14 protein-coding genes are annotated in these 13815 nt (G+C 67.6%); 11 read left to right on the top strand and 3 right to left on the bottom strand.

The genetic code is table 11. The annotated features are described in order from the left end of the window. Nucleotides 1-36 precede the first annotated feature (36 nt). The 3 genes from ACPV3N_RS12990 to hemC are packed head-to-tail and all read right to left on the bottom strand — an operon-like array spanning nucleotide 37 to nucleotide 2585. Nucleotides 37-924 carry a mitofilin family membrane protein gene (locus tag ACPV3N_RS12990; protein ID WP_440118454.1) on the bottom strand — a complete coding sequence of 296 codons (888 nt, stop codon included), beginning with the start codon at nucleotides 922-924 and terminating at the stop codon, nucleotides 37-39. A gap of 57 nt (nucleotides 925-981) precedes the next feature. Further along, entirely contained in the window at nucleotides 982-1659 is a 678-nt protein-coding gene (locus ACPV3N_RS12995; RefSeq protein ID WP_440118456.1) for a uroporphyrinogen-III synthase, read from the bottom strand. Continuing rightward, a complete protein-coding gene (gene hemC / locus ACPV3N_RS13000) occupies nucleotides 1656-2585 on the bottom strand; it encodes a hydroxymethylbilane synthase (protein ID WP_440118458.1) in 930 nt (309 codons plus the stop codon). Before hemC ends, ACPV3N_RS12995 begins: the two co-directional genes overlap by 4 nt. 46 nt (nucleotides 2586-2631) lie before the next feature. On the opposite strand from hemC, the gene tsaD reads away from it, so the two are divergent. The 11 genes from tsaD to ACPV3N_RS13055 all read left to right on the top strand — a co-directional run bounded on the left by tsaD (nucleotide 2632) and on the right by ACPV3N_RS13055 (nucleotide 13796). Next, entirely contained in the window at nucleotides 2632-3669 is a 1038-nt protein-coding gene (gene tsaD / locus ACPV3N_RS13005) for a tRNA (adenosine(37)-N6)-threonylcarbamoyltransferase complex transferase subunit TsaD (protein WP_440118460.1), read from the top strand. Further along, entirely contained in the window at nucleotides 3666-4649 is a 984-nt protein-coding gene (locus tag ACPV3N_RS13010; protein ID WP_440118462.1) for an NAD(P)H-dependent glycerol-3-phosphate dehydrogenase, read from the top strand. Before tsaD ends, ACPV3N_RS13010 begins: the two co-directional genes overlap by 4 nt. Continuing rightward, nucleotides 4646-6178: a lipopolysaccharide biosynthesis protein gene (locus ACPV3N_RS13015; RefSeq protein WP_440118464.1), complete on the top strand. Its 1533-nt coding sequence runs from the start codon at nucleotides 4646-4648 to the stop codon at nucleotides 6176-6178. The genes ACPV3N_RS13010 and ACPV3N_RS13015 overlap by 4 nt, the downstream gene beginning before the upstream one ends. Beyond that, complete coding sequence (locus tag ACPV3N_RS13020) at nucleotides 6175-6705, top strand: helix-hairpin-helix domain-containing protein (protein ID WP_440118466.1); 531 nt, start codon at nucleotides 6175-6177, stop codon at nucleotides 6703-6705. The genes ACPV3N_RS13015 and ACPV3N_RS13020 overlap by 4 nt, the downstream gene beginning before the upstream one ends. Before the next feature lie 71 nt (nucleotides 6706-6776). Continuing rightward, complete coding sequence (locus tag ACPV3N_RS13025) at nucleotides 6777-7133, top strand: response regulator (RefSeq protein WP_440118468.1); 357 nt, start codon at nucleotides 6777-6779, stop codon at nucleotides 7131-7133. A 60-nt stretch (nucleotides 7134-7193) separates the two neighbouring features. After that, entirely contained in the window at nucleotides 7194-8369 is a 1176-nt protein-coding gene (locus ACPV3N_RS13030) for an acyl-CoA dehydrogenase (RefSeq protein WP_440118470.1), read from the top strand. Nucleotides 8370-8428: 59 nt separating this feature from the next. Further along, a complete protein-coding gene (gene maiA / locus ACPV3N_RS13035; RefSeq protein ID WP_440118472.1) occupies nucleotides 8429-9070 on the top strand; it encodes a maleylacetoacetate isomerase in 642 nt (213 codons plus the stop codon). 7 nt (nucleotides 9071-9077) lie between these two features. Then, nucleotides 9078-10085 carry a fumarylacetoacetate hydrolase family protein gene (locus tag ACPV3N_RS13040; RefSeq protein ID WP_440118474.1) on the top strand — a complete coding sequence of 336 codons (1008 nt, stop codon included), beginning with the start codon at nucleotides 9078-9080 and terminating at the stop codon, nucleotides 10083-10085. 72 nt (nucleotides 10086-10157) lie between these two features. Beyond that, nucleotides 10158-10925, top strand: coding sequence for an SDR family NAD(P)-dependent oxidoreductase (locus tag ACPV3N_RS13045; protein ID WP_440118476.1), 768 nt, complete (start codon nucleotides 10158-10160; stop codon nucleotides 10923-10925). Between the two features lie 76 nt (nucleotides 10926-11001). Next, the gene (locus tag ACPV3N_RS13050; RefSeq protein ID WP_440118478.1) at nucleotides 11002-12309 is read left to right on the top strand and encodes an acyl-CoA dehydrogenase family protein; all 1308 of its coding nucleotides are present in this window, start codon (nucleotides 11002-11004) and stop codon (nucleotides 12307-12309) included. Next, nucleotides 12306-13796, top strand: a complete 1491-nt coding sequence (locus ACPV3N_RS13055; protein WP_440118480.1) for an MFS transporter — start codon at nucleotides 12306-12308, stop codon at nucleotides 13794-13796. The genes ACPV3N_RS13050 and ACPV3N_RS13055 overlap by 4 nt, the downstream gene beginning before the upstream one ends. Nucleotides 13797-13815: the final 19 nt, after the last annotated feature.

The raw sequence follows: 13815 nt of genomic DNA on the forward strand, positions 1-13815 counted from the left end.
TGGGGACGCCCGCCTCCTTCGCCAGCGCCAGCTCGCTTACGCCGGATCGGCGCTTTCCGCCGGCCCGGCCTGCTCGATCGCGCGCCCTTCCCCGTCGCGCAGGCGGCGCGGCTCGCGCACCGCGGTCGTCTCGATCAGGTCAAGTGCGCGCTGGGCCCGCTTGTAGCGGCGCGCATCGGCGAGCCATTGGGCGGCGCTCTCGGCGCCAGGCAGCTGCTCGACTTCGCCGATCGCCTTGTCGACCCGTCCGCTTTCCAGGAACATCCGTGCACGCTCGAGCCGCCGCGACGGTTGCGGCGAAGGAGTCGTCTCGCGGCGAATCACGAACAGGCTGGACAGCTCGTTCCTCAGCCGCGCGAAGGTGGGCTGCTTGCTGGTCGCCTTGAGTTCGGGCCCGAGCCCGTCGAGCCGGGCGAGGAGGACGTCGAGCGTGACCGGGTCGCGGGCGAACTCGATCACCGTCTGGACCGAATTGGGCTGGGCATCGCCGAAGCGCAGGCGGAGCTGGTCGCCGAGATAGCCGAGTTCGGCTCCCCGCTCGATCGCCCGTCGCGTCGCGAAGGCGATCAGGAGTCCTTCGGCCCGCGCCGCATTGCCCGCGGCGGCCTGTGCCTGGAGGTCGAGCCGGGCGATACGCTGCTCGGCGGCGGCAAGACGCTGGTCGATCCCGCCCTGGGTCTGTTCGACCCGTTCGACCGCGGCGGCAGCCCTGGCGGATTCGCTCGCGCTGGGGGTCGGGCTGGGCTCCGGCGCGGCACTTTCCAGCCCGACCGGATCGCCTGCGAAATCAATCTCGACGGGGTCGTCCTGTGCGAAAAAGCCCTTCCACGAAAGGTACCCGACCACCGATGCGCCCAGCAGGAACGACGCGAGCACCGCGAACAGGACCGGTTTGACGGATGGGCGGCCCCGCCCCGTGGACATTCTTTCTACCATTCGCTTCCCGTTTTCGGACCGGTCGTTCCGGCACGCCCCGGCCGGTCAATGGCACATGTCGGCGGCCAAGGCCAGAAGGGCGGAATCGGTCGTCTCGGCTGCGGTGCGGACCTCGCTCCACCCCGGCCCGGCCGCATGCGCGATGCGCACACCGAGTGCGGCGATGGCGATCCGTTCGCGGGCAATCGAGAGTCGTTCGCATTCGCGCGCGAAGTGCCGTGCCGCCTCGGCTGAATGGAGGAGCACCACGGCGCCCCTGCCCAGTGTGTCCACGGCCGCGTCGTCCAGAAGACAGGGCACGGCTCGATAGACGACCCGTTCGATCACCGTGACATCCGCGCCGGGGGCGAGGTCAACGCGCATTTCTCCGGCCAGACGCAGCAGCGTCGTCCCCCGTTCGGCCCGCTCGACGAGGCTCTGCAGCCCTCCCTGCCCGGTGCGAACGACACTGAACCCCGCTTCGCGCGCTGCGGCGGCCGTCCGCTCCCCCACTGCCCACACCGGCAGGTGGCGCACCGCGTCCAGACCCGAGCCGCCATGGCGAAATGCGTTCGCGCTGCCGACGAGCAGTGCATCGGCAGAAACCGGTCCATCCCCGTCCCACGGGACCGGCTCGATCGCGAACAATGGGGCCCCGACGGCTTCAAGGCCGCGCTCGCGCGCTGCTTCCAGCGTTTCCGAACACCCTGGCTCGGGCCGCAGGACGATCAAGGGCCGGCTCATGCGCTCCCGGCGAACAGCGCGCAGATGCCCGGCGTGGCGCGCGCCAACAGGTCCGCCGCGAGCCGGGGCGGCGCCTCGACATCTTCCGGCGTGAAGGTGGCGGTGCCTTCGACCTTCTCAGCCCCGTCGGCGCTGTAGAGCGCAGCGGTCAGCGCGATTGCCGCGCCCTGGTTGCGGGTGAGGACGGCGACGGGCGAATGGCACGTACCCCCCAGCGCGGCGAGCAACGCCCTCTCCGCTTCGACTGCCGCACGGCTGGGCGCGTGGTCGAGCGCGCGGAGGAAAGCCCGGCTCCGGTCGTCGTCGGAGCGGCACTCGATCGCGATCGCGCCCTGCGACGGCGCAGGAAGCCATTCGTCGAGTTCGAGCGGCGTGCCGACGCCCGTTTCGCCGAGCCGTTCCAGCCCTGCCGCGGCGAGCAGCGTGATGTCGGCTTCGCCCGCCGCCAGCTTGGCGATGCGGGTTGCGACGTTGCCGCGAAACGGCACGATGGTGACGTCGGGGCGGCGATGGAGCATCTGCGCGGCCCGCCGCGGCGCACTGGTTCCGACCCGCGCTCCGCGCGGTATCCCCGAAATGCTCGATGCGCCCACCAGCACGTCGCGCACGTCCGCCCGCGGAAGGACGGCAGCGACAACCAGCGATTGAGGACGGAGCGTCTCGACGTCCTTGAGCGAGTGGACTGCACCGTCGATTTGCCCCTCGTCAAGCCAGGCGTCGAGTTCCCTGGTCCAGAGCGCCTTGCCGCCAATCTCCGCAAGCGGACGATCCTGGATGCGATCGCCGCTGGCGATCACAGGGACCAGCTCGACATCGTCCTCGCGCCACCCGTGCGCGGCGCAGAGTCTGGCGCGCGCCTCGTTGGCCTGCGCCATGGCAAGCGGCGAACGGCGGGTGCCGAGGCGGAGTTTAGGGGCGGAAGTCATCGGGCGGCGCTTGCCGTAGCCAAGCAAATGCCTAAGGGAAAGCGCGATGGGCGTGGTCCTGGGCATTGAATCAAGCTGCGACGAAACCGCGGCCGCGCTCGTCGCCGGCGATCGCACGATCCTTGCGCAGCGCATTGCCAGCCAGGACGAAGCGCACGCGCCCTTTGGCGGTGTGGTGCCCGAAATCGCCGCGCGCGCGCACGTCGAACGCCTTGCCCCGATGATTGCCGCGGTACTCGGCGACGCGGGCGTCGCGCTGTCGGACCTGGATGCCGTGGCCGCCACCGCCGGCCCCGGCCTCATCGGCGGAGTCATGGTGGGCCTCGTCAGCGCAAAGGCTCTGGCGATGGCCGCCGATGTCCCTCTGCTCGCGATCAACCACCTCGAAGGGCACGCGCTTTCGCCGCGGCTGGCCGATCCGGCGCTCGAGTTTCCCTACGCGCTTCTGCTCGTCTCGGGCGGACATTGCCAGATCCTGCGTATCGACGGCGTAGGCCGCTATCGGCGGCTCGCGACGACCATCGACGACGCGCTTGGGGAAGCGTTCGACAAGACCGCCAAGATCCTCGGTCTCGGCTTTCCCGGGGGGCCGGCGGTCGAACGGCTTGCTCACAACGGTGACGCGGCCGCCGTTCCGCTGCCACGCCCCCTCTTCGGCAGCGCCGAGCCGCATTTCAGCTTCGCCGGGCTCAAGAGCGCGGTCGTGCGCGCGCACGAGAGCGGCCGATACGCGCCGGCGGACATCGCGGCGAGTTTCCAGCAGGCCGCGATCGACTGCATCGTCGATCGCCTGGAGCGGGCGCTCGACGGGATCGAGCCGGTCGGCTCGCTCGTCGTCGCGGGCGGGGTCGCCGCCAATGCGTCCGTCCGCGCGGCGCTCGAAACCGTGGCGGCCGGCCGTTCGCTCGCCTTCTCGGCGCCGCCGCCCTCGCTGTGCACCGACAACGCGGCGATGATCGCCTGGGCAGGCCACGAGCGGCTCGCGGTCGGCATGGCCGCCGATCCGCTCGACGTCGCGGCCCGGCCTCGCTGGCCGCTCGACCCGTCAGCCGAGCCGGTGCGCGGCGCGGGAGTGAAGGCATGAGGCTCGGCGTGCTGGGAGCCGGTGCGTGGGGCACTGCGCTTGCCCAGATGCTTGCCTCGGACGGCCGCGAGGTCCTGCTTTGGGCTCGCGAGGCCGAACTGGTCGAAGAGATAAATACGGCGCGCTCCAACAGCCTGTTCCTGCCCTCTGCGAAGCTCGCGCCCTCGATCCGCGCGACGGGCGACCTTGCCGACATGGCGCCGCTCGATGGCCTTCTCGTCGTGACCCCCGCCCAGCACATGGCGGCGGTGCTCGGAGCCATGCCGGCCCATCCGCGCGACCTCGTGCTCTGCTCCAAGGGGATCGAGGCGGGGACCGGACGTCTGATGAACCATGTAGCGCGCGAGGCCGCGCCGGCGTCCGAGATCGCGGTGCTGTCCGGACCGACGTTCGCGCACGAGGTTGCCGACGGCCTGCCGACCGCCGTGACGCTCGCCTGCGGCGGGGGCGAGGCGCAATGGGACCGCCTTTCGGAAGCGATCGCGCGGCCAGCCTTTCGTCCATACTATTCCGACGACGTCACTGGCGCGGAAATCGGCGGAGCGGTCAAGAATGTGCTGGCGATCGCCTGCGGGGTGGTCGACGGACTCCGGCTCGGCCAGAACGCCCGCGCCGCGCTGATCGCCCGAGGCTATGCCGAGATGATGCGTTTCGGCGAAGCGCTGGGCGCCGAGCGCGATACGCTGGCGGGCCTGTGCGGGCTTGGCGACCTCGTGCTCACCTGCACCTCGACCTCGAGCCGCAACTTCAGCCTCGGCAAGGCTTTGGGTGAAGGCGGCGACCCGGCGGCGCTGATGGCCGACCGGCGCACCGTGGCCGAGGGGGCACACACCGCCCCCATCCTGACCGAACTCGCCGCGCGGCACGGCGTCGCGATGCCCATCGTCACCGCCGTCTATCGCCTTCTGCACGGCGCTCCGGCGCGCGAGATCGTCGCCGAACTGCTTGCCCGCCCGCTTGCCGCGGAAAGCGACGCGTGAACCCCGCAGCTCCGCGGTCCGACCAGGGCGACATTGCCGCGCTCGCCAAGGGCGGCCGGACGAACTTCCTGGGCTTCCTCATTCGCCTCGCAGGGATGCTGCCATTCCTGTTCATCGCCGGCCGCCTATACGGTGCGGCAGCGCTGGGACGCTACGCCTCGGCGCTGGTCGTGGTCGAGATCATCGGCCTCGTGTGCTCGATGGGCGAGAAGCGTGGCCTAGCGCAGCGACTGACCGACGCGCCTGACGTCCATCCCGCCAACGTCGTGTTCGACGGTATGATCGTCGCCGTCCTTGCGGGGCTGGCTGCGGCGGCGTTCTTCTGGCTCGTGCCGGCGCCGATGTTCCCGAGCGGGCAGTACACCGACCTCGACCTTCTCATCGTGCTGGCGATCCCCGGCTACGCGCTGACCGAGATCGTACTGGCGGCGCAGGCCTATCGCTTCGACATCGGGACCACGGTGCGCGCGCGCTCGATCGTGTTGCCGTGGACCCTCTCGCTATCGGCGTTGGCGTTCTATTTCATCATTCCCGAATCGGGCCTTTCGATGGCCTATCTCGCGTCGATCTACGCGGGTCTGGCAACAGGCCTTTGGTCGTTCCTCAGGACCTATGGGCTGCCCCGGCATTGGCGTCCCGACCTCGGGACGATGAGCCGCCTGACCGTACGCGCGATGCCGCTGGCGACCGCTGACGCGATCGAGTGGGGCACGCGGCGGCTCGACATCTTCATCCTCGGCCTGTTCGCCGTGCCAAGCGCGGTGGGCGTGTATTACGTCGCCCAGCAGGTCGCCTCGTTGCCGCAGAAGCTCAAGACCAGTTTCGAGCCGATCCTCGGCCCGGTCATCACCCGCAACCTCAAGGACAAGAACTACCCCGCCATCGCACGGCAGGTGTGCCAGGTCGGATTCTGGATCGTCGCCGCGCAGGCGGGTATCGCCCTCGCGCTCGGCATTCCCGGCGAAGCCGTGATGGGTCTTGTGGGCCCCAATTTCGTCGGGGGTACCGGCGCTCTCGCGTTCCTGCTGGCGGCCGAAGTTGTCGCCGCGACCGCCGTCGTGTCGGAGGCAGCGTTGATCTACGTTGCGCGGGTCAGGAACCTCGTCATCTCGGTCGCCACGATCGCGCTTCAGGGTTTGCTCACGGTTGCCGCGATGATCGCGATCGATCGGCTGGGTCTTGGCGAGAACTACAAGGCGGCGGCGGCCGCGGCCGCCCTGATGCTCGCGCTGGGCACCGCTTCGATCGTCAAGTCCCGCCTTCTGTCAGGCATCCTCGGTGAACGGATCAACAACTGGCGCTGGGCGCTGGTCTGGGCCGCAGCGCCCGCGATTCTCGTGGGTTGGGTCGCGGTGCGCCTCCCGGAGTGGGCCGAGCTCGCGTTCGGAATTCCCGCGATACTGCTCGCCTACGGCGCGGTAATCTGGCGTTACGGCTTTGGACCCGAGGACCGCGTGCTGTTCCGCCGCAACCTCGAACACCCGCCCGAATCCTCCGCAACTCCCAACACGAAGGATCTCCGCTCATGAACGAATTCGTTTCCGCCAACTGGCCATTGATCGTGATCGGCGCGGTGATCGCGCTGGCCGTGCTGTGGTGGGTCCTGATGGCGACGCGCCGCACCCGGGTGGCTGTCGACCGCCGCGACACGCTCGACGAGGGCGCGGCGCGCGCCGCGCGAAACGAGGCGCTGATCGATGCCGCGCCAGCGGCGACGGGGTCGGCCGCACCCATTCCGCCCGCGACGCCCGCGGCAGTGGGAGGCGCAGGCGTGGCGGTAGCGACCGCCGCCGAGGACGCGCAGATGGCCGCTGCCGAGGGCGACGACCTCACCCGGATCAAGGGACTGGGACCCAAGCTCGCCGCCACGCTCGGCGATCTCGGCGTGACCCGGTTCGCGCAGATCGCCGCGTGGAGCGATGCCGACATCGATCGCATCGACGCCCGGCTGGGCCGGTTCCAGGGACGCATACGGCGCGATTCCTGGGTCGAGCAGGCAAGGCTTCTCGCCGCCGGCGATGTCGACGCGTTCCAGCAGCGGTTCGGTGCCCGCTAGTCGAGAGGGGAACCTTTCACCTTCGCATAAGTTAATCTCCGTCGATTTCTATCTCACGCGGAGGTTAGCCCATGTCCCAGCGCGTTCTTGTTGCCGAAGATGAGCTGATCATCGGATTCGACCTGCGCGATACGGTCGAGGAAGCGGGTTTCGAGGTCGAAGGGCCCTACGACACGACGCAATCGGCAATAGACGCGATCGACCGGCGCAGGCCCGACCTTGCGATCCTCGACATCAAGCTCGAGGACGGCGAAGTATATCCCCTCGCCGAAAAGCTGATGGCAGCGAACGTGCCGGTGATCTTTCACTCCGGCAACGTCGGGCCGGACGAGGTATCGGAGCGGTTCCCCAAGGCTCTGGCTCTGGCCAAGCCGTGCCCTCCCGACCGGATTATCGCAACCATGCAGGAAGCTCTCGCCGCCGCCTGACGGCAAGCCGCGCGAAGGGCGGGCTTGCGTAGCGCGCGTGTCGCTGCGAAGGCAGCGGGCATGACATCTTTCGACTGGCAGGATCCGCTCGCCCTCGACGCTCAGCTCAGTGAAGAGGAGCGCATGATCCGCGACGCCGCGCACGCGTTTGCGCAGGACGAACTCCAGCCGCGCGTGATCGAGGCCTTCGCCCATGAAATCGACGCGCCTGAGCTGTTCCCGCTGATGGGCCGTGCCGGCCTGCTCGGCGCGACGGTTCCCGAGGAGTATGGCGGCGCCGGGGCCAATTACGTGTCCTACGGCCTCATTGCGCGCGAGATCGAACGGGTCGATTCGGGGTACCGCTCGATGGCGAGCGTGCAGTCCAGCCTCGTGATGTACCCGATCCACGCCTACGGTTCGGAAGAGCAACGCCGGAAATATCTGCCCGGGCTCGCCAGCGGCGAGTTGATCGGCTGCTTCGGCCTGACCGAACCGGACGCCGGGTCGGATCCCGGGTCGATGCGCACCTACGCGAAGAAGGACGGCGACGGATATTCGCTGTCGGGCAGCAAGACCTGGATAAGCAACTCTCCCTTCGCCGACGTGTTCGTGGTCTGGGCGAAGAGCGAGGCGCACGGCGGCGCGATCCGGGGCTTCGTTCTCGAAAAGGGGATGACCGGGCTTTCCGCGCCCAAGATCGACAACAAGCTGTCGCTGCGTGCCAGCACCACCGGCATGATCGTGATGGACGAGGTGAAGGTCGGCGCCGACGCGCTGCTGCCCGAGGTCCAGGGGCTGAAAGGTCCGTTCGGCTGCCTCAACCGCGCGCGCTACGGCATTTCGTGGGGCGCGATGGGCGCGGCGGAATTCTGCCTCGAGGCGGCGCGCCAGTACGGCCTCGACCGCCAGCAATTCGGCGTCCCGCTGGCGTCGAAGCAGTTGTACCAGCTGAAGCTCGCCGACATGATGAGCGAGATCGCGCTCGGCCTCCACGCGAGCTTGCGCGTCGGCCGGCTGATGGACGCGCACGAGTTCGCGCCCGAGATGATCTCGATCGTGAAGCGCAACAATGTCGGCAAGGCGCTCGAAATTGCCCGCAAGGCGCGTGACATGCACGGCGGCAACGGGATCAGCGGCGAATACCAGGTTATCCGTCACATGGTGAACCTCGAGACGGTCAACACCTACGAGGGCACCCACGATGTCCACGCGCTGATCCTCGGCCGCGCGATCACCGGCATCCCGGCATTCTGACGCAGCGGCCCCCGATCCGCGGGGTTGGTTTCGCGTGCAACCGGCCGTAGGGAGAGGCCATGCGGCTCCACGCCTATTTTCGCAGTTCGACCAGCTACCGGCTGCGCATCGCGCTCAACCTCAAGGGGCTCGACTACCAGATCGAGCCGGTCAACCTGCTCAAGTCCGAGCAGCGCGACGAAGCCTACCGCGCGCGCAACCCGTTCGCCGGCGTACCGATGCTCGAGGCGGGCGGCCGCGACCGCGCGCAGTCGCTGGCAATCATCGAATGGTTGGACGAGGCCTATGCGGACCGGCCCCTGCTTCCCCCCGACGTCGAGGACCGCTTCACCGTACGCGAGCTCGCCTACGGCATCGCCAGCGAAATTCACGCCGTCAACAACCTGCCGGTTCTGAAGTACCTGAAGGACCCCCTCGGCCATTCGCAGGAAGAGATCGACGCGTGGTATCGCCACTGGCTGGCCAAGACGTTCGTTCCTGTCGAGCAGCGGCTCGACCAGATCGGAACGGGGCAATTCCTCCTCGATGCCCCGGGACTCTTCGAAGTCGTCCTGATCCCCCAGATGTACAACGCGCGCCGGTTCGAGTTCGACTTCACCGACTTTCCGCGAATGACTGCGATCGAAGCCGCGTGCCTTCCCCTGCCCGCGTTTGTGCGGGCCCATCCCGACAACCAGCCAGACACCCCCAAGGAAAGCTGATCCGACCATGAAACTCGCCAGCCTCAAGCACGGCCGCGACGGCAAGCTCGTCGTCGTATCGAAGGACCTCACCCGCTACTGCGCGGCCGACAACATCGTGCCCACGATGCAGGCCGCGCTCGACGACTGGGAGCGGGTGGCGCCGCACCTCGAAGCGCTTTACCGCGATGTCGAGCACCAGGCCGTCCCCTGCCAGCGGTTCCATGAACACGATGCGGCCTCGCCGCTCCCGCGCGCATTCCAGTGGGCCGACGGCAGCGCCTACATCAACCACGTCGAACTCGTCCGGAAGGCGCGCGGTGCCGAAGTGCCCGAGAGCTTCTATCACGACCCCCTGATGTACCAGGGCGGCAGCGACGGCTTCCTCGCCCCCCGCGATCCGATCCCGCTCAAGGACACGGCATGGGGCTGCGACATGGAGGGCGAGATCGCGTGCATCGTCGACGACGTCCCGATGGGCGTATCGAGCGAGGAAGCCGCGGGTCACATCAAGTTGCTGATGCTGGTCAACGACGTATCGCTGCGCGGCCTGATTCCGGACGAGCTGGCCAAGGGTTTCGGATTCTTCCAGTCAAAGCCGGCGAGCGCGTTCTCTCCAGTCGCCGTGACGCCCGACGAACTGGGTGATGCGTGGTCGAACAGCCTCATTCACCTGCCGCTGATGGTCGATTACAACGGCGAGCCGTTCGGCCGCGCCAACGCCGCGCAGGAAGCGACTTTCACCCTCGCCGACCTCGTCGCACACGCGGCGAAGACCCGCGACCTGTGTGCCGGGACGATCATCGGATCGGGCACGGTCAGCAACAAGGGCGCCGATGGTGGCGCGGGCAAGCCGGTCAGCGAGGGTGGTGCCGGCTACTCGTGCATCGCGGAAATCCGCATGATCGAGACGATCGCCGGCGGGCAGCCCAAGACGCGCTTCATGCAGCCGGGTGACACCGTCTCGATCGAGATGCGCGATGCCGGGGGCCATTCGGTGTTCGGCAAGATCGAACAGGAAGTCGTCGCCGCCTGACGCTCCAAGGCGGCGCTTGCATCGCGAAGTTTTCGAACACATGGTATCTCCCTTGCAAGGGGAGAGACAAGCATGGCCGATCCGTTCGATCTATCCGGCAAAGTCGCCGTCGTAACCGGTTCGTCCCGCGGCATAGGCCGGTCGATCGCCGAGCACCTCGCCCGGCGCGGCGCAAGGGTCGTCATCTCGAGCCGCAAGCAGGACGCCTGCGAAGACGTGGCCCGGGCGATCAACGACGAATGCGGCAACGGATCGGCGATGGCCATCGCCGCGAGCATCTCTTCGAAGGACGCCCTCCGGCAACTTGTCGAGCGGACCCGCGAAGCGTTCGGCCCGGTCGACATCCTGGTCTGCAACGCGGCCTCGAACCCGCATTACGGGTCGCTCGACACGATCGAGGACGGGATGTTCGAGAAGACGCTGGCGAACAATGTCCTGTCCAACCACTGGCTGATCCAGATGGTCCTGCCCGACATGCGCGCGAAGAAAGACGGCGCGATCGTAGTCGTCAGTTCGATCGGAGGCTTGCGCGGCTCGACCGTGCTTGGCGCCTACACCATTTCCAAGGCCGCCGACATCCAGCTCGTGCGCAACTACGCGGTCGAGAACGGCAGGCACGGCATCCGCGTCAACGGCATCGCGCCCGGCCTGGTCAGAACAGATTTCGCTCGTGCGCTCTACGAGAATCCCGAGGCGGAAAAAGCCGCCGTCGCGCGCACGCCGATGGGCCGACTGGGGGAACCCGACGATATCGCCGGCCTGGCGGTCTTCCTCTCGAGTCCCGCGGCCAGCTGGATGACCGGGCAGACGGTGGTGGTGGACGGCGGGACCACCGTCTGAGTCTTGTCGCCTTTCCAAAAACGGGTATGCTCGAATCGGCGAGACCCGTTAAGGCGTCCGCGCGGGAGGGACACCGATGGCGTGGGATTTCGAGACCGACCCCGATTTCCAGGCAAAACTCGACTGGATGGCCGAATTCATCGACGAGAAGGTCGAGCCGCTCGGCCATCTCGGGATTCATCCCTATGACGTGAAGAACCCGCGCCGCAACGCGCTCGTGCGCCCGCTGCAGCAGGAGGTCAGGGAAAAGGGCCTGTGGGCCTGTCACCTCGGCCCGGACCTGGGCGGACAGGGGTACGGCCAGGTCAAGCTCGGTCTCATGAACGAACTGATCGGGGGGGCGGCCTTCGCGCCGATCGTATTCGGTTGCCAGGCGCCCGACACCGGCAACGCCGAGATCATCGCGCACTACGGCACGCCCGAGCAGAAGGAGCAATATCTCCAGCCGCTGCTCGACAACCGGATCGTCAGCGCGTTCTCCATGACCGAACCGCAGGGCGGGTCGGACCCGACGAATTTCGTCACCCGCGCGACACAGGACGGCAACCACTGGAAGATTAACGGCGAGAAGTGGTTCTCGACCAACGGCAAATGGGCCGACTTCCTGATCGTCATGGCGGTGACCGATCCCGAGGCGCCGCGGCACGAGCGGATGAGCATGTTTATCGTTCCCGTGGACACCCCCGGCGTCGAGATCGTCCGTAACGTCGGCGTCTACGGGCAAGCGGACGGAAGCGAGAGCTACGTCCGCTATACCGACGTGCGCGTCCCCGCCGACCACCTGCTCGGAAAGCGCGGCGGGGCCTTCGCCATCTCGCAGACGCGGCTGGGCGGCGGGCGCGTTCACCACGCGATGCGCACGGTGGGCAACTGTCGCAAACTGCTCGAAGGGATGAGCCGCCGCGCGGTCAGCCGCACCACGCGCACGGGTACCCTGGCGGATTTCCAGGCCGTCCAGTTCGACATTGCCGACAGCTACATCGAACTCGAGCAGTTCAAGCTGTTCGTGCTCAAGACCGCGTGGGCGATCGACAAGCACAACGACTATCGCAAGGTCCGCAAGGACATCGCCGCGATCAAGGCACTGATGCCCAAGGTTTACGCCGACATCGCCAAACGTTGCATCCACATTCACGGCTCGCTCGGCGTGTCGAACGAGATGCCGTTCGTCGGCGGGCTGATCGCGGCGATGGTCATGGGCATCGCCGACGGTCCGACCGAGGTGCACAAGGTGACCGTGGCGAAGCAGCACCTCAAGGCGTACCGCGACGTCAAGGACCCCGTCTTTCCGGACTACTCGCTGCTCAGCCGCCGGGCTCTTGCGCAGGAGCTTTACCCCGATCCGGTGGGCGAGATCGCCGATGCGGCGGAGGCGGTCGCTTGATCCCGCCCGACGCGCCCAAGCTCGGCCTCGGCACGCGCATCGGCTACGGCGCCGGGTCGATGGCCAACGGCATCAAGTCGGCCGCGTTCTCGAGCTACCTGATGCTGTATTTCAATCAGGTAGTGGGCGTGCCGGCCGCGATCGTCGGCACCGCACTCGCCATGACCCTGCTGGTCGATGCCGTCGTCGACCCGTTTCTGGGCCGGTGGGCCGACGTCACCCGGTCGCGGTGGGGTCGGCGGCACCCGTTCATGTACGCGGCCGCGCTGCCGACGACTGTATTCTTCTTCCTTACATGGTTTCCGCCCGACGGGCTCAGCCATGTCCAGCTGGGCTGGTGGATCTTCGGACTCGCCGCAGCGACCCGCGCCTCGATCAGCGCCTTCGAGATCAACGCCGCGGCGATGAATCCGGAACTTACTCCGGTCTATACCGAGCGCACGAGGCTGTTTTCGCTGCGCTACTGGTTCGGATATGCCGGTGCCTATGGCTTCACCTCGTTCAGCCTGGCGTTCATTTTCGTCGAGAGCGAGGCCTTCCCGCGAGGCCAGCTCAACCCGGAAAGCTACGTCGGCTTCGCCTCACTCGGCGCCGCGCTGATCTTCGTGGCGATCGTCGTGTGCGCCGCTTCCACCCACAACCGGATTCCCTATATGCGGCAGGCGGCCGGACAGGCGGGCGATCCGCGAATGCCGCTATCGCAGCATCTGCGCGAAATGTTCGCGGCGTTCCGCAACCGGGGCTTCCTGGCGATCTTCGGCTTCGGCGTGTTCAAATACACGGCGATCGGGCTCTACAGCGCCACGACCCTTTATTTCGGCACCTACCTCTTCAAGCTCAATACGGCCCAGTTGGCCCTTCTCACGCTAGACAGCTTCGTCGCCGCCACGCTCGCCGCACCGCTCGCTCCGGTCATGTCTAACTGGCTCGGCAAGCGCGCCAGCTCGATGATCTTCGCAGTGCTCGGGGTCTCGATCGGCCTGACCCCGCTGCTCCTTTCGTATCTCGACCTGTTCTTCGTTCCGGGCGACGCGCTCCTGGTCCCGGTCCTGTTCCTGATCGGCGCGGTCTACGGGTCGATGGTCGCCATCTCGCTGATCAACACCAGCTCGATGCTCGCCGACGTCGTGGAGGACAGCGAGGTCGAGACGGGCACCCATTCGGCGGGCACGTTCTTTTCCGCGTCCAGCTTCATGCAGCAGTGTTCGAACGCGCTCGGGATCTTTGCCGCAGGACAGGTGCTCGCCGCATCGTCGTTTCCGGAAAAGGCCGATCCGGCGACGCTCGATCCCGCAGTGGTCGACAGTCTCCTGATCCACTATATCCCGACGTCGATCGGTCTGTGGACGATCGGCGCACTGATCCTGATGTTCTACCCGATCACGCGCGCCCGCCACGAGCGCAACGTGGAAATCCTGCGCGCCCGCGAGGCCGAGGCGCGCGAACAGCAGCAGCGCGACGCCCCGCTGGGCGCCCCGGCGCGATGAACCACTGAGGAGAAAGATG

Source organism: Tsuneonella sediminis, assembly GCF_051912845.1.
GTDB classification, from domain to species: domain Bacteria; phylum Pseudomonadota; class Alphaproteobacteria; order Sphingomonadales; family Sphingomonadaceae; genus Tsuneonella; species Tsuneonella sediminis.